This is a genomic window from Streptomyces sp. NPDC089799 (assembly GCF_040684755.1).
GTDB lineage: Bacteria > Actinomycetota > Actinomycetes > Streptomycetales > Streptomycetaceae > Streptomyces.
Genome location: NZ_JBFBGR010000020.1, coordinates 125,755 through 145,406, shown reverse-complemented (window position 1 = coordinate 145,406; position 19,652 = coordinate 125,755). Strand labels below are relative to the sequence as shown.

General features: G+C 72.7%; 13 protein-coding genes. 10 read left to right on the top strand and 3 right to left on the bottom strand.

Annotated features, from left to right (window positions below):
• The first annotated feature begins 369 nt into the window (after positions 1–369).
• On the top strand, positions 370–1,482 hold the full coding sequence (locus AB0O36_RS22500) for a glycosyltransferase family 4 protein (protein WP_365113317.1): 1,113 nt from the start codon (positions 370–372) through the stop codon (positions 1,480–1,482).
• A 254-nt stretch (positions 1,483–1,736) separates the two neighbouring features.
• Complete coding sequence (locus AB0O36_RS22495; RefSeq protein ID WP_365113288.1) at positions 1,737–2,639, top strand: hypothetical protein; 903 nt, start codon at positions 1,737–1,739, stop codon at positions 2,637–2,639.
• Between the two features lie 46 nt (positions 2,640–2,685).
• On the opposite strand, the gene AB0O36_RS22490 is transcribed toward AB0O36_RS22495, so the two are convergent.
• Complete coding sequence (locus tag AB0O36_RS22490; RefSeq protein WP_365113286.1) at positions 2,686–4,302, bottom strand: PucR family transcriptional regulator; 1,617 nt, start codon at positions 4,300–4,302, stop codon at positions 2,686–2,688.
• A gap of 224 nt (positions 4,303–4,526) precedes the next feature.
• Here AB0O36_RS22490 and AB0O36_RS22485 point away from each other — a divergent pair, with 224 nt between their 5' ends.
• Positions 4,527–6,089: an APC family permease gene (locus AB0O36_RS22485; RefSeq protein ID WP_365113283.1), complete on the top strand. Its 1,563-nt coding sequence runs from the start codon at positions 4,527–4,529 to the stop codon at positions 6,087–6,089.
• A 10-nt stretch (positions 6,090–6,099) separates the two neighbouring features.
• On the top strand, positions 6,100–7,743 hold the full coding sequence (locus AB0O36_RS22480) for an NAD(P)/FAD-dependent oxidoreductase (protein WP_365113280.1): 1,644 nt from the start codon (positions 6,100–6,102) through the stop codon (positions 7,741–7,743).
• 45 nt (positions 7,744–7,788) lie between these two features.
• On the opposite strand, the gene AB0O36_RS22475 is transcribed toward AB0O36_RS22480, so the two are convergent.
• Positions 7,789–9,174 (bottom strand): FAD-binding oxidoreductase, encoded by a 1,386-nt coding sequence (locus AB0O36_RS22475; protein ID WP_365113277.1) that lies wholly within the window; start codon positions 9,172–9,174, stop codon positions 7,789–7,791.
• A gap of 214 nt (positions 9,175–9,388) precedes the next feature.
• Positions 9,389–11,194: a glycoside hydrolase family 15 protein gene (locus AB0O36_RS22470; RefSeq protein WP_365113275.1), complete on the bottom strand. Its 1,806-nt coding sequence runs from the start codon at positions 11,192–11,194 to the stop codon at positions 9,389–9,391.
• A gap of 409 nt (positions 11,195–11,603) precedes the next feature.
• Between AB0O36_RS22470 and AB0O36_RS22465 the strand changes: the two genes are divergently transcribed.
• The 6 genes from AB0O36_RS22465 (at position 11,604) to AB0O36_RS22440 (ending at position 19,480) form a co-directional block, all read left to right on the top strand.
• Positions 11,604–13,247 (top strand): CTP synthase, encoded by a 1,644-nt coding sequence (locus tag AB0O36_RS22465; protein ID WP_365113273.1) that lies wholly within the window; start codon positions 11,604–11,606, stop codon positions 13,245–13,247.
• 74 nt (positions 13,248–13,321) lie between these two features.
• Positions 13,322–13,975, top strand: a complete 654-nt coding sequence (locus AB0O36_RS22460; protein ID WP_365113270.1) for an NUDIX hydrolase — start codon at positions 13,322–13,324, stop codon at positions 13,973–13,975.
• Between the two features lie 227 nt (positions 13,976–14,202).
• Positions 14,203–16,182 carry a tetratricopeptide repeat protein gene (locus AB0O36_RS22455; protein WP_365113268.1) on the top strand — a complete coding sequence of 660 codons (1,980 nt, stop codon included), beginning with the start codon at positions 14,203–14,205 and terminating at the stop codon, positions 16,180–16,182.
• 143 nt (positions 16,183–16,325) lie between these two features.
• Complete coding sequence (gene ald, locus AB0O36_RS22450; protein WP_365113265.1) at positions 16,326–17,441, top strand: alanine dehydrogenase; 1,116 nt, start codon at positions 16,326–16,328, stop codon at positions 17,439–17,441.
• Between the two features lie 480 nt (positions 17,442–17,921).
• Positions 17,922–18,959 carry a ParA family protein gene (locus AB0O36_RS22445; protein WP_365113262.1) on the top strand — a complete coding sequence of 346 codons (1,038 nt, stop codon included), beginning with the start codon at positions 17,922–17,924 and terminating at the stop codon, positions 18,957–18,959.
• A complete protein-coding gene (locus AB0O36_RS22440) occupies positions 18,944–19,480 on the top strand; it encodes a hypothetical protein (protein WP_365113259.1) in 537 nt (178 codons plus the stop codon). Before AB0O36_RS22445 ends, AB0O36_RS22440 begins: the two co-directional genes overlap by 16 nt.
• Positions 19,481–19,652: the final 172 nt, after the last annotated feature.

The following is a 19,652-nucleotide window of genomic DNA, read 5'->3' as shown; positions in this document are numbered from 1 at the left end:
GTCCGGCGTCGGGAAGGCACGCGGACGGCGTCGGACCCGGCGTCGGGGCCGCGGACAGGCCCCGTTCCGGGGCCGCGGTCGGGGCCGGTGCAGGGTCCGGTGCCGGGTCCCGTGCCGGGGCCGCCGCCGGGTCCCCGCCGTCCCCGTGCCTCACCCGTGTGGGTGATGGTCTGCGGGGCGGCGGACCGCCTGGTGGGGCGCTTCCGCGCGGATCCGCTCCACGAAGGCCGCCGAACGGGTCCCGGAACGCACGTACGGACTGGCATCCTGGGCGACGTCCGCACCTCCTCCTCCGCCGGACCGCGCACGACCCGGCACCGCCCGCCGAAGACATCAGCCCCCCTCGATCAGGAGCTCCGGCCCGTGAGCATCCCCCCGGTTCCGGTCCCCCCGTACGGGCGGCCGCCGTTGCGCACCGTGCAGGTGCTCGACGGCGCCGGCCCGGGTTCCGGGGCGGGCAGCAGCGCCCATGTCCGGTCACTGGCGGGCGGACTCGCCGCGCGCGGGCTGCGGGTGACGGTGTGCGCGCCGGTCGCGAGCGAGGGGGAGTACGACTTCACCGGCGCGGGCGCGCAGTTCGAACCGGCCGCGGTCAGCGCCCTGCGGGCGGCCTGCTTCGGCGCGGACATCGTGCACGCGCACGGCCTGCGGGCCGGGGTGCGGGCGGCACTGGCCCTCCGCGGGCGGCGGGTGCCGCTGGTGGTGACCTGGCACGGCGCCGGTCCGGAACCCGGCCCGGCGCCGCTGCGCGGGCTCACCCGACTGCTGGAGCGGCGGGTGGCGCGGGCCGCGGCGGTGGTGCTGGGCACCTCCTCGGACCAGGTGGACCTGGCGCGGCGGCGGGGCGCGCGGGACGCGCGACTGGCGCCGGTGACCGTGCCCGGGCCGCGCTACGTGGCGTGCGAGGGCGACGCGGACAAGGTCCGCGCGGAACTGGGGGCGCTGGGGAGGCCCCTGCTCATCGCGGTCGGCAGCCTGGAACCGCACCGCGGCTACGGGGTGCTGCTGGACGCGGCACGGGAATGGCGGGCGCTGGACCCGCAGCCCCTGCTGGTGATCGCGGGCGAGGGCCGGCTGCGGCCCGTCCTGGCCCGGCGGATCGCCACCGAGGGCCTGCCGGCACGGCTGCTCGGGCGCCGGCCGGACGTGGCGGAGCTGCTGGCGGCCTCGGACGTCGCGGTCCTGCCGAGCCGCTGGGAAGCGCGGTCCCTGCTGGCCCAGGAAGCCCTGCGGGCGGGGGTCGCTCTGGTGGCGACGGCGGTGGGCGGGGTGCCCGAGCTGGTCGGGGACGCGGGGGTGCTGGTGCCGTACGGCGACTCCGCCGCGCTGTCCACGGCGGTCGCCTCCCTCCTCGCCGACCCGGCCCGCCGCAGGGCCCTGGCCGCCGCCGGCCCGGCCCAGGCGGCCGGCTGGCCGACGGAGGACGACACGGTCGCCCAGGTCCTTGCGGTCTACGACGAACTGATGGAACGCCACCGCTAGGAGTGCCCCGCCGAGCCCGGAGTGCTCGGCGCGAGGCCCTCCCGCGGGCCGGCCGGCGTATGCCGGGCGCCGGCACCGCACCGGGGACGGTTCGGCCATCAGGTGCATCTCGCGGGTCTGTCAGGCGTAAATCGAGCGGAGACGCGCGATCTCCCGCCGTCCGCCGGGGACTCCCTGCCCGACCCCCCTGCCAGCGTGCCCGGCCCTTCGCGCCGCCCGGCGCTCATGGCGGGCGCGACTGCAGAAGGAGTGACATGTTCGCCCGTACGTCCCTCGTCCGGACCGCCCAGGTGTTCTGCGTCGGCATCACCGCGGCACTCGCCGTACCGGCGGCCCCTGCCGCTGCGGCCACGATCAACGTGGCGTGCAACCAGACGGCACTGGTCAACGCCATCAACACGGCCAACGGCACCACCGCGAGCGACACCCTCAACCTGTCGCCGCACTGCACGTACCTGCTGACCTCGGAGCTGCCCGCGATCACCTCGACGATCGCGATCAACGGCGCCAACTCCACCCTCCGCCGGGCCGCCGGGACCTTCCGGATCCTCACGGTCAACGGAGGCGACCTCACTCTGCGGACCACGGTGGTCGAGGGCGGCGACGCCACCGGCAGCCCGGTCGCGTCGGGAGCGGGCGGCGGCATCGTCGTCACCGGCAACGGCAGGCTGACGCTCATCGCCGGCACGCTCCGGTCCAACGTCGCCAACTTCGGCGGCGGCCTGAGCGTGTTCTCCGGCTCCCAGGCCGTCGTACGCGCCAGCACGGTCACCGGCAACACGGCCAACAACAACGGCGGCGGCATCGTCAGCGACGGCACCGTGACCGTCATCGCCAGCAGCATCACCGAGAACACCGCCGGGAACGCGGGCGGTGGCATCGCCAGCATCGGCACCCTGACCGTCAACTCGACCGACATCACCGGCAATGTCGCCACCACCGGCGCAGGCGTCGCCAACGGCGTCCCGGGCATCCAGGCCGGTACCGCCGCCTTCACCGCCACCTCGATCACCGGCAACGCGGCGGTCACCGTGGGCGGGGTCTACAACAACAACCCCGCTGCCGGGGCCGTCCGCCTGACCGCCACCCGGGTCGTCAACAACATCCCGAACAACTGCCTCACCAGCCCGAACCCCGTGCCCGGCTGCGTCGGCTGACCCGGCCGGCGGTCCCGCCGATCCGCCGCCGCGCCGCCGGGAAGCACTACGGCGTGTGGCGGCGGGCCCGCAGGGCAAGGCTGAGGGAGAGCACCGTCTCGGGGTCGTCCAGGTCGGTGCCCAGGAGCTCCGCGATACGGGCCAGGCGGTTGTACAGGGTCTGGCGGTTGAGGTGGAGCTCCCGGGCGGTCTCCGCCTTGCGGCCCGCATGGGCCAGGTACGTCTCCAGCGTGGGCAGGAGCGGCGGGCGGGAAGTGGCGTCGTGCTGCCGGAGCGCGCCGATCGCGCGGTCCACGAACGCCGCCAGGTCGGGGTGTTCGCGCAGTCGCCACAGCAGCAGGTCGATGTCCAGGCGGCGCGCGTCGTACCAGGGCCGGGCCGGCAGGCCCTGCGCCGCCGTCGCGGTCTCCGCGGCGTGGCGCAGCCCGGAGGAGGCCGCCGTCCAGCCGCCCGCCACGCCGACGACCACGGCGGGCGGCGACCCGGCACGGACCAGGCCCGCCCGCTCCACGCCGGCCCGCAGCGCCGCCGCGACCCGGTCGGCGACGGCCGTGCGCTCGGATTCGGCGCGCAGCCCGACCAGGAGGGGGACCCGTCCCTCGACGGGGCGGACGCCCAGGAGGACGGGAACGCCCACCGAGGACAGCTCCTCCAGGACCGCCCGGGCCAGTACCGCCCAGTTGCCGGACGGGCCCAGCTCCGAGGACAGGCGCATGACCACCGGCAGGAGGGGCCCCGAGCCGGGTTTGAAACCGAGGACGCGTGCCTGCGCCGGGGCGTCCTCCGCCGAGATCCGGCCCTCCGCCAGGTCCGTCAGGAAGTCGCCGCGGCCGCGCGCGGCCAGCTCCTCCTCCTGCCGGGCCTGCATCAGCACCACCGCCAGCACCCCGGCCGTGCGTTCCGCCGCCATCCGGTGGACCGGCTGGAGCGCTGCCGTGACGCCCAGCAGCACCAGCCGGGCACGGACCGAGCCGGTGCCGTGGCCGCCCCCCGGGACGTCGATCAGGACCGCGTTGCCGGACGGCTCCGCCTCCCGGCCGCGCAGCCCCTCCCACACCTGGAGCGGGTCGGCGGCCGCCTCGCCGGCCGCGCTGCCCGCCGCGTAGAGGAGCTGCCCGTCCGGGGTCTCCAGGAAGACCGGGTTGCCGGTGAAGTCGGCGAGGATGTGCAGCACCTGGGGGATCCCGCCACCGCCGAGCAGCGCCTCGGTGCACCGCCGGTGCACCTCCTCGGCCCGCTGCAGCAGCGCGTAGTGCCCGTTGACGATCTCGGTGTGGACCTCCTCGGTGACCGTCACGAACGGCACCTCGCGGTGGAGCTGGACCAGTGGCAGCCCGGCGGCGCGCGCGGTGTCCACGATCGTCGCGGGCAGACGGGTGAAGCGCGGCCCCAGCTCCACCACCAGCGCGGCGATGCCCCGGTCGGCCAGCCGCCGTACGAAGGCCCGCTGCTCGGCCGGGCGGGTGCCGAGGCCCAGGCCGGTGGTCAGCAGCAGTTCCCCGCCCTTGAGCAGGGAGGCGATGTTGGGGACCTCGCCGGCGTGCACCCAGCGCACCGTACGGCCGAGCCGGTCGGCGCAGGCGACCACCTCCGGGAGCCCGCTGCGCAGTCCCGGGAGCTCCAGCGCCCGCTGAACGGTGATTCCGCCACCCTGGTTGTCCATGTGCCGGACGGTACCGCCCGGTGTGTTCCGCGCACATCATCCGCCCGTGACGAGTCGCCGCAGGCCAGACAACTCGTCGTTCATGCAAGGAGATTATCGGACCGCATGTCGATTGTGGTCTGCGTCACGCACCGTCAGAGTGGGCGCCCCACCATGCAGCGCCGGCACTGGCGACAGGCGTCGCGACCGGCGTCAGCGACAGGCGACAGGAACGAGGGCTCGACATGGGCAACGGTTCTCCCGCTCCAACCGGCACCGGTGAGGTGCACCGGCTCAAAGCCAACTCCGTCGGACTGGTCGGCGTGGTGTTCATGGCCGTGGCCACCGCCGCCCCGATCACCGCCATGACCGGCAACCTCCCGATCGCCGTCGGCTTCGGCAACGGCACCGGCGCCCCGGCCGGCTACCTCTTCGCCACCGTGGTCCTGACCGTCTTCGCCGTCGGCTACGTCGCCATGGCCAAGCGGATCACCGCCGCCGGCGCCTTCTACGGCTACATCTCGCACGGGCTCGGCCGGATCGCCGGCATGGCCTCCGGGATGCTCGCCGTCCTCGCGTACATCGTGTTCGAAGCCTCGATCGTCGGTGTCTTCTCGTACTTCGCGAAGACCACCGTCCACGACCAGCTGGGTGTCGACCTGCCCTGGGCGGTGTACGCGGCCGCGATGCTCGCCGTCACCGCCGTCCTCGCCCACTTCGACATCAACCTCACCGCCAAGGCCCTCGGCGTCATGCTCGTCGCCGAGATCGCCGTCCTGTTCGCCGTCGCCACCGCGGTGCTGATCGCCGGCGGCGGCCCCGACGGCATTCCGGTCGAGCCGGTCGACCCGAGGAACGCCTTCACCGGCCCCTCCGCGGGCCTCGGCCTCTTCTTCGCCTTCTGGTCCTGGGTCGGCTTCGAATCCACCGCCATGTACGGCGAGGAGTCCCGCGACCCCAAGCGGGTCATCCCCAAGGCCACCCTCGTCTCCGTCATCGGCGTCGGCCTCTTCTACATCTACGTCTCCTGGATGACCATCTCCGGCAACGGCCTGGCCGAGTCGGTCGGGCTGTCCTCCTCCGCGAACCCCCTCGACCTGTTCTTCGCCCCCACCCGGACCTTCATCGGCCCCTGGGCCGTCGACGCCTTCCAATGGCTGCTGCTCACCGGCTCGTTCGCCTGCGGCATGGCCTTCCACCAGTGCGCCGCCCGCTACCTCTACGCCGTCGGCCGCGAGGGCTTCCTGCACCCCGCCCTCGGCCGCACCCATGCCCGGCACGGCTCCCCGTACGTCGCCTCCATGGTCCAGACGGGCATCGCCACCGGCCTGGTCGCCCTCTTCCTGCTGACCGGCCAGGACCCGTACCTGCACCTGTACACCCTGCTCGCGATCCTCGGCACGATGGCCATCCTCATCGTCCAGACCCTGTGCTCCTTCGCGGTCATCGGCTACTTCCGCACCCACCACCCCGAGGACCGGCACTGGTTCAGGACCCTGGTCGCACCCCTCCTCGGCGGCATCGGCATGACGGCCGTGGTGGTCCTGCTCGTCCTCAACATGGAGACCGCCGCCGGCAGCGCCGCCGACTCCGTCTTCTTCAAGCTGATCCCGTGGATCGTCGGCGCGGTCTTCTTCGGCGGCCTGGGCCTGGGCCTCCGGCTCAAGTACAAGGCCCCCGAGCGCTACGCGATCATCGGCCGGATCGTCCTGGAGGACGCCACCGAGCGCTCCGGCCCCTCCGGCGACACTGCCGACGACACCCCGGACGACACCCCCGACCCGTCCCCGTCCGCCGCGAACGTCTAGGAGGCACGCCATGGCCCGCACGCCCCTGATGCACGCACTGCACCGGCTCGCCGCCGAGCACGCCGCCGCCCGCAGGCTGCGCATGCCCGTCGCCGAGGTACGCGGCATCGGCCGCCGCGCCCTGCTGGAGCGCGCCGCCGCCCTCGGCCTGGGCACCGCACTCGCCGCCGCCGTGCCGGCCGCCACCGCGCCCGCCCCTGCCCGGGCCGCCGTGCCCGACGGGCGGAAGCCCGGCGGCGGGGCGAGCGTCGCCGTCGTCGGCGCCGGCATCGCCGGCCTCACCGCCGCCCTCACCCTCAAGGACGCAGGCATAGCCGCCACCGTCTACGAGGCCGACCCCGGCCGGGTGGGCGGCCGCATGTGGACCCAGCGCACGCACTGGGCGTACGGGCAGACCTCCGAGATCGGTGGCGAGCTGATCGACACCAGTCACAAGAAGATGCTCGAACTCTGCCGCCGCTTCGGCCTGCAGACCGAGGACTTCCTCGGCGGCGGACCCAACGGTGCCGAGGAAGTCCTCTGGTTCCAAGGCGCCTACTACCCGCGCGAACAGGCCGACGAGGACTTCAACGCCGTCTACCAGCGGCTGCGCCGCGACCTCTCGGAGTCCGGCGAGGTGTCCTGGAACACCACCACGCCCACCGGCACCGCCCTCGACGGCATGTCCCTCCACGAGTGGATCGAGAGCCGGGTCCCCGGCGGACACTCCTCCGACCTGGGACGCTTCATCGACGTGGCCTACAACGTCGAGTACGGCGCCGACACCGCCGACCAGTCGGCCCTCGCACTGGTCCTGCTGATGGGCTACCAGACCAACCCGGGCAACTTCAACATATGGGGCCTGTCGAACGAGCGCTACCACATCACCGGCGGCAACGACCGGCTCCCGAACGCCATCGCTGCCGCCCTGCCCGCCGGTTCGATCGTGATGGGCCGCGAACTGACCGCCGTACGGGCCAACTCCGACGGCACCCAGACCCTCACCTTCGACGACTCCGGCGCCACCCGCACGGTCGTCGCCGACCACACCGTCCTGTGCGTGCCGCTGCCCGTGCTCCAGCGGATCGACACCTCCCGGGCGGGCTTCGACCCGCTGATGCGGAACCTGCTGCGCGACGCCCGGATGGGCCACTGCACCAAACTCAACATGCAGTTCACCAGCCGGCCCTGGCGCGGCACCGGCCCCTGGCCCGGCGTCTCGGCCGGCGACTGCTTCACCGACTCCGACGTGCAGCAGACCTGGGACACCACCAAGGTCCAGCCGGGCAACGGCGGCATCCTCATCCAGTACGGCGGCGGCAGCCTCGCGGCCGCGCTGAACCCGGCGGGTCCCTTCGGCACCGAGTCCGACCCGTACGTGCGCGCCCTGGCGGACCGCATGCTCACCGGCATCGACGCCTTCTTCCCCGGCACCAAGGCCGCCTGGAACGGCCGGGCCCAGCTGTCGGCCTGGCACGAGAACCCCCGCGCCCTCGGCGCGTACTCGTACTGGCCCGTCGGATACCTGCACCGGTACGCCAAGTACGAGGGCACCGCGCAGGGGAACGTCCACATCGGCGGCGAGCACTGCTCGTACGACTTCCAGGGGTTCATGGAAGGCGGTGCCACGGAGGGCGAGCGCGCGGCCCGGGAGGTGATCGCCGCCCTGACCTGAGACGCGGGGGCCGGGCGGGCGGGGCGCCGCGGGTCCCCGCCCGCCCTACCGGGGCCTGATGTTGTGGTTGAAGCGGAAGACGTTGTCCGGGTCGTACTCCCGTTTGACCTCGCCCAGCCGCCGCATGTTCTCCTCGCCCAGGCCCGCCACCACCCGGTCCCGGCCCTCGTCGCCGACGAAGTTGAGGTACACGGCGCCGGTGGACCACGGGCGGACGTCGGCGCGGACGTCCTTCACCCACTGCCGGCACCGGTCGTCGTCGCCCGGGTCGCTCCAGATCCCGAACGGGTGCACCGCCCACGGCGCGTCCCGGTACGGCACCGGGTACCCGGCCGGGCCCGAGGCGATCGCGCCGCCCTGCGGGAACAGGATGTGCTGGGTGCCGCTCGGCACCGGCATCGATCCGGCCCGCGCGCAGAACACGTCCACGAACGGGTCCGGAACCCCGGTGACGTACTCCGCCGACCAGTAGTTCCGCATCCCCGGCGGATCGTCGATCATGCACTGGAGGTCGGCGTACGGGATCTCGGTGACCAGCTCCACCTCGTGCGGGATGCCCAGCAGCGGCTCCGCGAGCTTCCGCGCCATCTCCTCCGGGCCCGTGTACGTCAGCAGCATGCCGCAGAGCAGCTTCCCCACCAGGTGCTCCGGCACGAGTTCGTCGTCCGGCGGACCGGTCAGGTAGATCACGGCGCCGCCCGCCTCCGGGGGGCCGCCCTCGATCACGTCGCGGTAGGTACGGACGACCTCCGGGCCCTGCTCCGGGAGGTAGAGCAGGAAGGCGATGGACATGACCGGCAGTTCGTGCAGCCGCAGGGTGAGGGAGGTGGCCACGCCGAAGTTCCCGCCGCCGCCGTGCAGGGCCCAGAACAGCTCCGGGTGGTCCTCGGCGGTCGCCGTCACGCACTGGCCGTCCGCGGTGACCAGGTCCACGCCCAGCAGGTTGTCCACCGCCAGCCCGAACCTCCGGTCCAGCCAGCCGGTGCCCCCGCCGAGCACGAAGCCGCCCACGCCGGTGGTGGAGGCCCGCCCGCCCGTGGTCGCCAGGCCGTACGGCTGGCAGGCCCGGTCCAGGTGGCTCATGGTGGCCCCGCCGTCGATCCGGACCGCCTTCGCTCCCGGATGCACCGTCACCCCGTGCATCCGGCGCAGGTCCACCACCACGGCCCCGTCGGCCAGCGCCGTCCCCGCCACGCTGTGACCGCCGCCACGGACGGCGACCGGCAGGTCGAGCTCGCGGGCGAACCGGACCGCCGTGACCACGTCCGCCTCGCTCTCGCACTGGGCGATCACGGCCGGCCGCCGGTCGATCATGGCGTTGAACACGACCCGGGCCTCGTCGTAGCCCGGGTCACCGGGGGCGTACACCTCGCCGGACAGGTCCTCGCGGAGCGCGGCCAGGGCCGTGCCCGCCTTGCCGGAGGGAGCCATCGGACGCCCCCCTTCCTCGCCGGGGTGCAGGTCCCTTCCAGGCTAGGCGGGTGACGTGGCCGGCGCTCCCCGGCGGACCTGCCCGCCCGCCGGGGAGCGCGAACCCGCGCGGCACACCGCCGTACGGGGACGCGCGGGCCGGCCGTGGGGGAACCCGCGCGGCCGGCCGCCGTACGCGCCGCCGGGCATCAGCCGCCGTACCTGCCGCCCGGCATCAGCCGCCGTACGCGCCGCTCGCCGTCAGCCGCAGCGCCGTGTCGATCAGCGGGACGTGGCTGAACGCCTGCGGGAAGTTCCCCACCTGGCGCTGCAGCTGCGGATCCCACTCCTCCGCGAGGAGCCCCAGATCGTTGCGGAGCGACAGCAGCCTCTCGAACAGCTTCCGGGCCTCGTCGACCCGGCCGATCATCGCCAGGTCGTCCGCCATCCAGAACGAGCACGCCAGGAAGGCCCCTTCGTCGCCCTCCAGGCCGTCCACTCCGGCCTCGTCCCCGGCCGTCGGGTAGCGCAGGATGAACCCGTCCGGGGTGGACAGCTCCCGCTGGATCGCCTCGATCGTGCCGATCACCCGCTTGTCGTCCGGCGGCAGGAAGCCCATCTGCGGGATCAGCAGCAGGGAGGCGTCCAGCTCCTTGGAGCCGTACGACTGCGTGAAGGTGTTCCGCTCCTTGTCGTAGCCCTTGTCGCACACGTCCCGGTGGATCTCGTCGCGCAGCTCCCGCCAGCGCTCCAGCGGACCGTCCGCGTCCCCGCTCTCGATCAGCTTGATCGTGCGGTCCACCGCCACCCAGGCCATCACCTTCGAGTGGACGAAGTGCCGGCGCGGACCGCGCACCTCCCAGATCCCCTCGTCCGGCTGGTCCCAGTGGGCCTCCAGGTAGTGGATCAGCTTGAGCTGGAGCACCGAGGCGTAGTCGCTGCGCGCCAGACCGGTCATGTGGCCCAGGTGCAGGGCCTCGGTGACCTCGCCGTAGACGTCCAGCTGCAGTTGGTGGGCGGCGCCGTTGCCGACCCGGACCGGCTGGGAGTTCTCGTAGCCCGGAAGCCAGTCCAGCTCCGTCTCGCCGAGCTCGCGCTCGCCCGCGATCCCGTACATGATCTGCAGGTTCTCCGGGTCGCCGGCCACCGCGCGGAGCAGCCACTCGCGCCAGGCGCGGGCCTCCTCGCGGTATCCGGTGCGCAGCAGCGAGGACAGGGTGATCGCCGCGTCCCGCAGCCAGGTGTAGCGGTAGTCCCAGTTCCGTACGCCGCCGATCTCCTCGGGCAGCGAGGTGGTCGGCGCGGCCACGATCCCGCCGGTCGGCGCGTACGTCAGGGCCTTCAGCGTGATCAGGGAGCGGATCACGGCCTCCCGGTAGGGACCGTGGTACGTGCAGTGCTCGACCCACTCGCGCCAGAACTCGGTGGTGGCCTCCAGCGCGGCCTCGGCGTCGGGCTCCTCCGGCGCCTCCTTGTGCGAGGGCTGCCAGCTGATGCAGAACGCCACCCGGTCGCCGGGACCCACCGTGAAGTCGGCGTACGTCGTCAGGTCCTTGCCGTAGGTCTCGGCGTCGGTGTCCAGCCAGACCGAATCCGGGCCGGCCACGGCCACCGTACGGGCGTCGACCTTGTGCACCCAGGGCACCACCCGGCCGTAGCTGAACCGCATGCGCAGGGCGGACCGCATCGGCACCCGGCCGCTGACCCCCTCCACGATGCGGATGAGCTGAGGGGCGTGGTCCTCGCGCGGGGGCATGAAGTCGATGACCCGGACCGTGCCGCGCGGGGTGTCCCACTCGGACTCCAGGACCAGGGAGTCACCGCGGTACCGGCGGCGGTCGGCGTCGGGGGCCGTGGTGCCCGGGGCGACGGCCGGGCCGATCCGCCAGAAGCCGTGGTCCTCCGTCCCGAGGAGTTTCGCGAAGACGGCATGGGAGTCGAAACGGGGCAGGCAGAGCCAGTCCGCCGAACCGTCCCGGCAGACCAGTGCGGCGGTCTGCATGTCCCCGATCAGTGCGTAATCCTCGATGCGCCCGGACACGTTGCATCTCCAGTCGAACGGCCACGTCCGCCCCGAAGGGCGCTTGCGTTATTGCTGGGTTTCCGCCGGCCGGCTGGGGTGGTGCCGTCTGCCGGTCTGCTCGGCGGCGATGTAGAGCGTTATCCGAGCAGGATAAGACGGCACCCTAGTGATCTCGCCCAGGGCCGCAGGAATGCGGCTGCTCCGAACGGGTGAGGCCGCGATCGGACCCCCCGTGAGCACGCCGGACGTCTCACCGGAGCGTGGCTCGGAGGCGGACCGTCCAGGTCGCTGATAGGCTGGTACTCCGTGGACCGGTGGTCTGCCTGTGCGAATCAGGGGCCCCGAAACCGCAGCTTCGGCACCCCCGGAAACGGGAGACGTGGCCGGACGCACCTCACCTCGCGACCACGGGAGCCCCCTCTTGGCGATGCCGCCCAAATCTCTGACGACCAAGCACATCTTCGTCACCGGGGGTGTCGCTTCGTCCCTCGGCAAGGGCCTGACGGCCTCCAGCCTGGGTGCGCTGCTCAAGGCGCGGGGCCTGCGGGTCACGATGCAGAAGCTCGACCCGTACCTGAACGTCGACCCGGGCACGATGAACCCGTTCCAGCACGGCGAGGTGTTCGTCACCAACGACGGCGCCGAGACGGACCTGGACATCGGCCACTACGAGCGCTTCCTCGACGTCGACCTCGACGGCTCGGCCAACGTCACCACCGGCCAGGTCTACTCGCAGGTCATCGCCAAGGAGCGGCGCGGCGAGTACCTCGGTGACACCGTGCAGGTCATCCCGCACATCACCAACGAGATCAAGCACCGCATCCGGCGCATGGCGACCGAGGACGTCGACGTCGTCATCACCGAGGTCGGCGGCACCGTCGGCGACATCGAGTCGCTGCCGTTCCTGGAGACGGTCCGCCAGGTCCGCCACGAGGTCGGCCGCGACAACGTCTTCGTCGTGCACATCTCGCTGCTGCCGTACATCGGCCCGTCCGGCGAGCTGAAGACCAAGCCGACCCAGCACTCCGTCGCCGCCCTGCGCAACATCGGCATCCAGCCCGACGCCATCGTGCTGCGCGCCGACCGGGACGTCCCGACCTCCATCAAGCGCAAGATCTCGCTGATGTGCGACGTGGACGAGGCCGCCGTGGTCGCCGCCATCGACGCCAAGTCGATCTACGACATCCCCAAGGTGCTGCACACCGAGGGCCTGGACGCCTACGTCGTCCGCAAGCTCGACCTGCCCTTCCGCGACGTCGACTGGACGGTGTGGGAGGACCTGCTGGACCGGGTCCACAACCCCGACCACGAGGTCACGGTCGCCCTGGTCGGCAAGTACATCGACCTGCCGGACGCCTACCTGTCGGTGACCGAGGCGCTGCGCGCCGGCGGCTTCGCCAACCGGGCCCGCGTCAAGATCAAGTGGGTCACCTCGGACGACTGCAAGACCCCGTCCGGCGCGGCCGCACAGCTCGCCGACGTGGACGCGATCTGCGTCCCGGGCGGCTTCGGCGACCGCGGTGTGAACGGCAAGGTCGGCGCGATCACCTACGCCCGCGAGAACAAGATCCCGCTGCTCGGCCTGTGCCTGGGCCTGCAGTGCGTGGTCATCGAGGCGGCGCGGAACCTGGCGGGCATCGAGGACGCGAACTCCACCGAGTTCGACCCCTCCACCCCGCACCCGGTCATCTCGACCATGGAGGAGCAGCTGGCCTTCGTCGAGGGCGCCGGCGACCTGGGCGGCACCATGCGACTCGGCATGTACACGGCCAAGCTCGCAGAGGGCTCCATCGTCCGCGAGGTCTACGGCGACGCGTACGTCGACGAGCGCCACCGGCACCGCTACGAGGTGAACAACGCCTACCGCAGCGAGCTGGAGAAGAAGGCGGGCATCCTCTTCTCCGGCACCTCCCCGGACAACAAGCTGGTGGAGTACGTCGAGTACCCGCGCGAGGTGCACCCCTACCTGGTGGCCACCCAGGCCCACCCGGAGCTGCGCTCCCGCCCGACCCGCCCGCACCCGCTCTTCGCCGGCCTGGTGAAGGCCGCAGTGGAGCGCAAGCAGGGCTGACGCTCGGTAACGTAGGCGGCCGGGGTACGGATCATCCGTACCCCGGCTGTCGCGTTTCTCGGGAGGGTACGGCCATGGCGCCGAAGGGCACCAAGGAGATCAAGGACATCAAGGACGCCACGGAGACCTGGGAGGTCCTCTCGTCGGAGCGGCCGTTCCAGGGCGCGAAGACGGCCGTCGACTCCGAGCGGGTGCGGATGCCGGACGGCTCGGTGGCCCGCCGCGACTACCAGGTGCACCCGGGCTCGGTGTGCGTGGTCGCCCTGGACGGGGAGGACCGGGTCCTGGTGCTGCGCCAGTACCGCCACCCGGTGCGGCACCGGCTGTGGGAGCTGCCGGCCGGGCTGCTGGACGTGCCGGGGGAGAACCCGCTGCACGCGGCGCAGCGCGAGCTGTACGAGGAGGCGCACGTCAAGGCGGGGGACTGGCGGGTGCTGGTCGACTTCTTCGCCTCGCCCGGCGGGTCGGACGAGGCGGTCCGCGTCTTCCTGGCCCGGGACATCGCCGAGGCGGAGGGCGAGCGCTACCAGGCCCACGGCGAGGAGCTCGACATGGAGCTGGCCCGGGTGCCGCTGCCGGACCTGGTCCGCGGCGCGCTCGCCGGCGAGCTGGGCAACGCGGCCCTGGTCACGGGCGTCCTGGCGCTCTCCGCGGCGGTGTCCTCCGGCACCCTGGACGCCCTCCGCCCGGCCGAATCCCCCTGGCCGGCCCGCCCGTACCGGCCGTAGGCGCCACGCCCTTCCCTGTGGCCGCTTGGGTGCCGGCCGTCCCCTCGGCCGGGCTGGGCCCGGCGTGTGGGGCGGCCGGCGGAGCGCCTGGGCGTGCCCCGGTGGGGCCCAGTATGAAGATCTGCTGATCCGATCGAGGGATCATCGGCCACGCGGCACGCGAGCCGTCGCTCTCCGTGAACTACGCTCGGGATCCCCGAAGCGACGGCCACGGAAAGGAGCGGGCTGTGACGGATTTCGTCGGGCGGCGGCGCGAGCTCAAGGAGCTGCGCGAGGACATCGCCCGGACCGGTCTCGACACCCTCTCCGGCCGCAAGGACATGGCTCCCCGCGCCCGCGTCCTGCTCATCGCGGGCCGTCCCGGCTCCGGCCGGACCGCGCTCGCCGAGCAGTTCGTGCACGAGGTGGCGGACGAGTACCCCGACGGGGTGCTGCGGGCCCGGCTCTCCGCCCCGGGCGGAACGCCGGTCTCCACCGAGCGCACCCTGCGGGACCTGCTCGAAGGGCTCGGCCGCCCGACACCCCCGGGCGCCGGCGCCGACGAGCTCGGGATGGCGCTCGGCGTGGCGCTGGCCGGGCGCCGGGCGGTGATCCTGCTGGACGACGCCCTGGACGCCCTCCAGGTCGACCCCCTCCTCCCCGACGTCCGCGAATGCCTGGTCGTGGTGACCTCCGAGGGCCCCCTCACCGGGATTCCGGATGTCCGCCCCTGCACCCTCGGCGGACTGGACACCCCGGCCGCCGTCGAACTGCTCACCCAGCTGATCGGCGACATCCGCGTCACCGTGGACCCGCGCGCGGCCGAAGCCCTCGCCGAGGCCTGCGGAGGCCAGCCCGCGGCCCTCGCCCTGGTCGGCGGCTGGCTCGCCGCACACCCCAAGGCCACCGTCGCCGACCTCGCCAAGCAGCTCCACGACACCCCCGCCGCGGCCGCCGGCGGACCGCTCGCGCGGGCGTTCCGCTTCGTCTACGGCTCGATGCCGCAGCCCGCCCAGCGGACCCTGCGGATGCTGCCGCTCGCCCCGGCCGGGATCATCGACCCGCACATCGCCTCCGCACTGGCCGGCTGCTCGGTGGCCGCGGCCCAGTCCACGCTGGAGGACTTCGCCGGACTGGGCCTCCTGAGGCCCGCCGCGAACGGCCTCCACCTGCTCCCCGGCTGCCTCACGCCCCTCCTCCAGTCCCTGCTGGAGGGCAAGGAGCGGGCCGCCGAGGTCCAGCTGGCCCGGGCCCGGACGCTGGAGCGGACCGTACGGCTGCTGCACTCCTGCCGCGCCGTGGCCGAAGGGGACGAGGACGACCTCGTACGGGAGAAGCTCGACGGGGTGCCCCGCGCCCTGCGCTTCCCCGACGCCCGGGCCGCCGCCCGCTGGCTGGACACCCGGATGCCCGCCCTCGACGCCGCCGCCCGCCTGGCCGTCGCCGACGGCGAGCTGGACACCCTGGCCAGACGGCTGATCGCCGCCCTGGTCCGGGCCCTGGCCGTGCACCGCGGCACCGACGAGGCGGCCTCCGAGCTCTACGGACTGCACCGGCTGGTCCTGGACGTGGCCGAGCGGCGTGGACTGCACCGGGAGAAGGCCGCGGCCCTGCTGAACCTGGCCGACCTGGACGCCGAGACCGGCCGGACCGTACAGGCGCTGGAGCGCTACCGGGCCGCGCTGGACGCCGGACGCGAGGCGAAGGACCCGTACGCGACCGGCCGGGCGATGGAATCCGTAGGGGGTGCGCACCAGGAACTGGGGGACTGGCACCGGGCGGCCGACTGGTTCGGCCGGGCCCTCACCCAGGCCCTCGCCCGCGGTGAGCGGGCCGACGAGGCGCGGCTCTACGGACGGCTCGGCAACGTGCACACCCTGTCCGGCCGCTACGGAGAGGCACTGCGGAGCTGGCGGGCGGCCGCGGCCGGCTACCGGAAGCTGGCCGATGTGCCGGGTCAGGCAAAGGCGTTGAGCGAGATGGCCCGGGTGCAGGAGTACGCCGGGCGGCCCGAGGAGTCCCTGCACACCTGCCGCGAGGCGGTGGAGCTCGCCCGCAGGGCCGGGGACCTGCGGCTTCAGGCCGCGCTGCAGGTGCGGCTGGCCGACACCCTGGACCGGCTGGGCGACCCGGCGGCGGCCCGGCTGCACCGCTCGGCTGCTGATCGTCTTCTGGGAGAGGACCCCGCGGCCTACGAAATCCGCAGCAGTTCCGGCCAAGATATTTAGTTTGCAAGGCTAGACACGCGTTAATCCTTCATTAAACTGGCTCTACCACGTCATCTCGTGGTGCATCCCGTTGCGCCCTGGTGCGACCGGGTATGTATTGCATTGCCCCGTTATTTCCCCTGAGCCAAGGACCGTGATCGACGATGAAGGTCGGCATCCCCCGCGAGGTCAAGAACAACGAGTTCCGGGTGGCCATCACCCCCGCCGGCGTGCACGAGCTCGTCCGCAACGGCCACCAGGTCTTCATCGAGCAGAACGCCGGCGTCGGCTCCTCGATCACGGACGCCGAGTACGTCGCGGCCGGTGCCGAGATCCTCGGCACCGCCGACGAGGTCTGGGCCACCGCCGACCTGCTGCTGAAGGTCAAGGAGCCCATCGCCGAGGAGTACCACCGCCTCCGCAAGGACCAGACCCTCTTCACCTACCTGCACCTCGCGGCCTCCCGCGAGTGCACGGACGCCCTGCTGGAGTCCGGCACCACCGCCATCGCGTACGAGACGGTCGAGCTCGCCAACCGCGCGCTCCCGCTGCTCGCCCCGATGTCCGAGGTCGCGGGCCGCCTGGCCCCGCAGGTCGGCGCCTACCACCTGATGCGCTCGGCCGGCGGCCGTGGCGTCCTCCCCGGCGGTGTGCCCGGCACCCACGCCGGCGAGTGCGTGGTCATCGGCGGCGGCGTCTCCGGCTGGAACGCGGCGCAGATCGCCATCGGCATGGGCTTCCACGTGACCCTGCTCGACAGGGACATCAACAAGCTCCGCGAGGCCGACAAGATCTTCGGCACGAAGATCAAGACGATCGTCTCCAACGCCTACGAGCTGGAGAAGGCCGTCATCGAGGCCGACCTCGTCATCGGCGCGGTTCTGATCCCGGGTGCGAAGGCTCCGAAGCTGGTCACCAACGAGCTCGTCGCCAAGATGAAGCCCGGAAGTGTCCTTGTCGACATTGCCATCGACCAGGGCGGCTGCTTCGAGGACTCCCGTCCGACCACCCACGCCGAGCCGACCTTCCAGGTCCACAACTCGGTCTTCTACTGCGTCGCCAACATGCCGGGCGCGGTTCCGAACACCTCGACCTACGCGCTGACCAACGCGACCCTGCCGTACATCGTGCAGCTCGCGAACCTCGGCTGGGCCGAGGCGCTGCGTCGCGACCCGGCGCTGGCGCTGGGCCTCAACACCCATGACGGCCAGGTCGTTTACGGCCCGGTCGCCGAGGCCCACGGCCTCGAGACGCTCGAGCTGCAGTCGCTCCTCGGCTAGTCGATCCGCTGGTGGGAGGCCCTTTTGGCATCCCGTCAACGACTGACGTCAATCTCACGTATCCGGCCGGACCTTGCCCGCAAGGTCCGGCCGGAGGCGTATGCGGAGGCGCCGGCGAGGGCGTTCAACTCGCCTCGAACGTAACCCTTTAACCGTTTCGCGCACCCGCGAAACTTCGCGGCGACACCTCGGACGCTCTTGACAGAGCGGTGTTCGGTTGCCGACACATCGTGCCGGGTCCGGCGGATTGTGTTGCTGCGGAGCGCTGACACGCCATAGAGTCCACAACCGTCGGCATGGTGCCACGCTGACCTATCGATAAGTGTCCTGGTCACGTCCAAGGAGGTAAGACGACTTGTGAATGAGTCGACATTTGCTCCCGGGGGTGGTCAAGCAGGCGTACCTGCACGGGGCCAGGGCCCCGCAGGGCTCGAGGCTGTCGGCTCCGTCGCGGTCCGCACCTTCGCAAACCACCAGCACATGACGACGCCCCCGAAGAGCATGGACGGCCTAGACGTGAACTCCACGGCCGGCGACCGGAGCGGCGACACGCCCATCGGTTTCGCCGACTACGACGAGGTGCCCGAGGGGCACTTCTACGACCCCGACGCCGAGTACGAGCCCGACCCCGAATACGCGGCCACGCTCGCCCCCGACGCTGCCCGGCAGCGCCGCGAGCGGATCGGCCCGACCGGACGGCCGCTGCCGTACTTCCCGATCCCGGGTCCGCTGCCCGACCACGGTCCGGCGAAGATCATCGCGATGTGCAACCAGAAGGGCGGCGTGGGCAAGACCACGTCCACCATCAATCTGGGCGCGGCACTCGCCGAGTACGGACGGCGGGTGCTGCTCGTCGACTTCGACCCGCAGGGCGCCCTGTCGGTGGGTCTCGGCGTGAACCCGATGGAACTCGACCTGACGGTCTACAACCTGCTCATGGAGCGGGGCATGTCGGCCGACGAGGTGCTGCTCAAGACGGCGGTCCCCAACATGGACCTGCTGCCGAGCAACATCGACCTGTCGGCGGCCGAGGTGCAGCTCGTCAGTGAAGTGGCCCGGGAATCAACGCTGCAGCGCGCGCTGAAGCCGCTGATGGCCGACTACGACTACATCGTGATCGACTGTCAGCCCTCGCTCGGCCTGCTGACGGTCAATGCCCTGACGGCCGCTCACAAGGTCATCGTCCCGCTGGAATGCGAGTTCTTCGCGCTCCGCGGCGTGGCCCTGCTGACGGAGACGATCGAGAAGGTCCAGGAGCGGCTCAACCCGGAGCTGGAGCTCGACGGCATCCTCGCCACGATGTACGACTCCCGTACGGTGCACAGCCGCGAGGTGCTGGCGCGGGTGGTCGAGGCGTTCGACGACCACGTCTACCACACGGTCATCGGCCGTACGGTCCGCTTCCCGGAGACCACGGTGGCGGGCGAGCCCATCACCACGTACGCGTCCAACTCCGTGGGCGCCGCCGCCTACCGCCAGCTGGCCAGGGAGGTGCTCGCCCGGTGTCACGCCGAGTGAGTCTGCCCGGAGCGGACGAACTCTTCCGTACGACCGGGGGGATGGCGCTGCAGGCGTCGTCGCCGCGGCGGGGCACGGAGGAGACCTCCGCTCCGTCCGCGTCCCCGGCCCCCTCGCCCCTGGACGGCGGTGCGCACACGGCGGCGCAGGACGCGGTGCCGGCGCAGGCACCGGGCGCGAACCCCAGCCGGGAGGCTGAGGAGTCCAGGCAACCCGCGGTCACCGCGCCCCGCCGGCCGCAGGAAGGTTCCGGCCCGGCGGCGGGCGCGGCTCCCCGCCGCAAGGGCCGGGGGTCGAACCGCCGGCCGAGCGGGCGCGAGCGCCACGACGAGAAGATCACGGTCTACGTCTCCGCCGAGGAGCTCATGGACCTGGAGCACGCGCGGCTGGTGCTGCGCGGCGAGCACGGCCTCGCGGTGGACCGCGGACGCATCGTCCGCGAAGCGGTCGCCGTCGTCCTGGCGGACCTCGAGTCCCGCGGCGACGCCAGCATCCTGGTCCGCCGCCTCCGCGGCCGCTGACCGTCCCTTCCGCAGCCGCCGACCCACCGCCCTGCCGCGGCCGCGGCGTAGGGCCGCCGAGCCCCGCCCGGCCGACGCCAGGGTCGGCACCCGCACGGCGGCGCGGCGCCCGGCCGGCTGGTACACGGCGGCATCCGGGGTGGGGCCGGGGTCGGCCGGTAGGCTGCGGGTG

Bases quoted from the DNA above. Each gene is read 5' to 3' on its own strand.
- AB0O36_RS22495 (WP_365113288.1), top strand. From the start codon at position 1,737: ATGTTCGCCCGTACGTCCCTCGTCCGGACCGCCCAGGTGTTCTGCGTC.
- AB0O36_RS22480 (WP_365113280.1), top strand. From the start codon at position 6,100: ATGGCCCGCACGCCCCTGATGCACGCACTGCACCGGCTCGCCGCCGAG.
- AB0O36_RS22445 (WP_365113262.1), top strand. From the start codon at position 17,922: ATGACGACGCCCCCGAAGAGCATGGACGGCCTAGACGTGAACTCCACG.
- AB0O36_RS22475 (WP_365113277.1), bottom strand. From the start codon at position 9,174: ATGGCTCCCTCCGGCAAGGCGGGCACGGCCCTGGCCGCGCTCCGCGAG.
- ald (WP_365113265.1), top strand. From the start codon at position 16,326: ATGAAGGTCGGCATCCCCCGCGAGGTCAAGAACAACGAGTTCCGGGTG.
- AB0O36_RS22460 (WP_365113270.1), top strand. From the start codon at position 13,322: ATGGCGCCGAAGGGCACCAAGGAGATCAAGGACATCAAGGACGCCACG.
- AB0O36_RS22465 (WP_365113273.1), top strand. From the start codon at position 11,604: ATGCCGCCCAAATCTCTGACGACCAAGCACATCTTCGTCACCGGGGGT.
- AB0O36_RS22490 (WP_365113286.1), bottom strand. From the start codon at position 4,302: ATGGACAACCAGGGTGGCGGAATCACCGTTCAGCGGGCGCTGGAGCTC.
- AB0O36_RS22485 (WP_365113283.1), top strand. From the start codon at position 4,527: ATGGGCAACGGTTCTCCCGCTCCAACCGGCACCGGTGAGGTGCACCGG.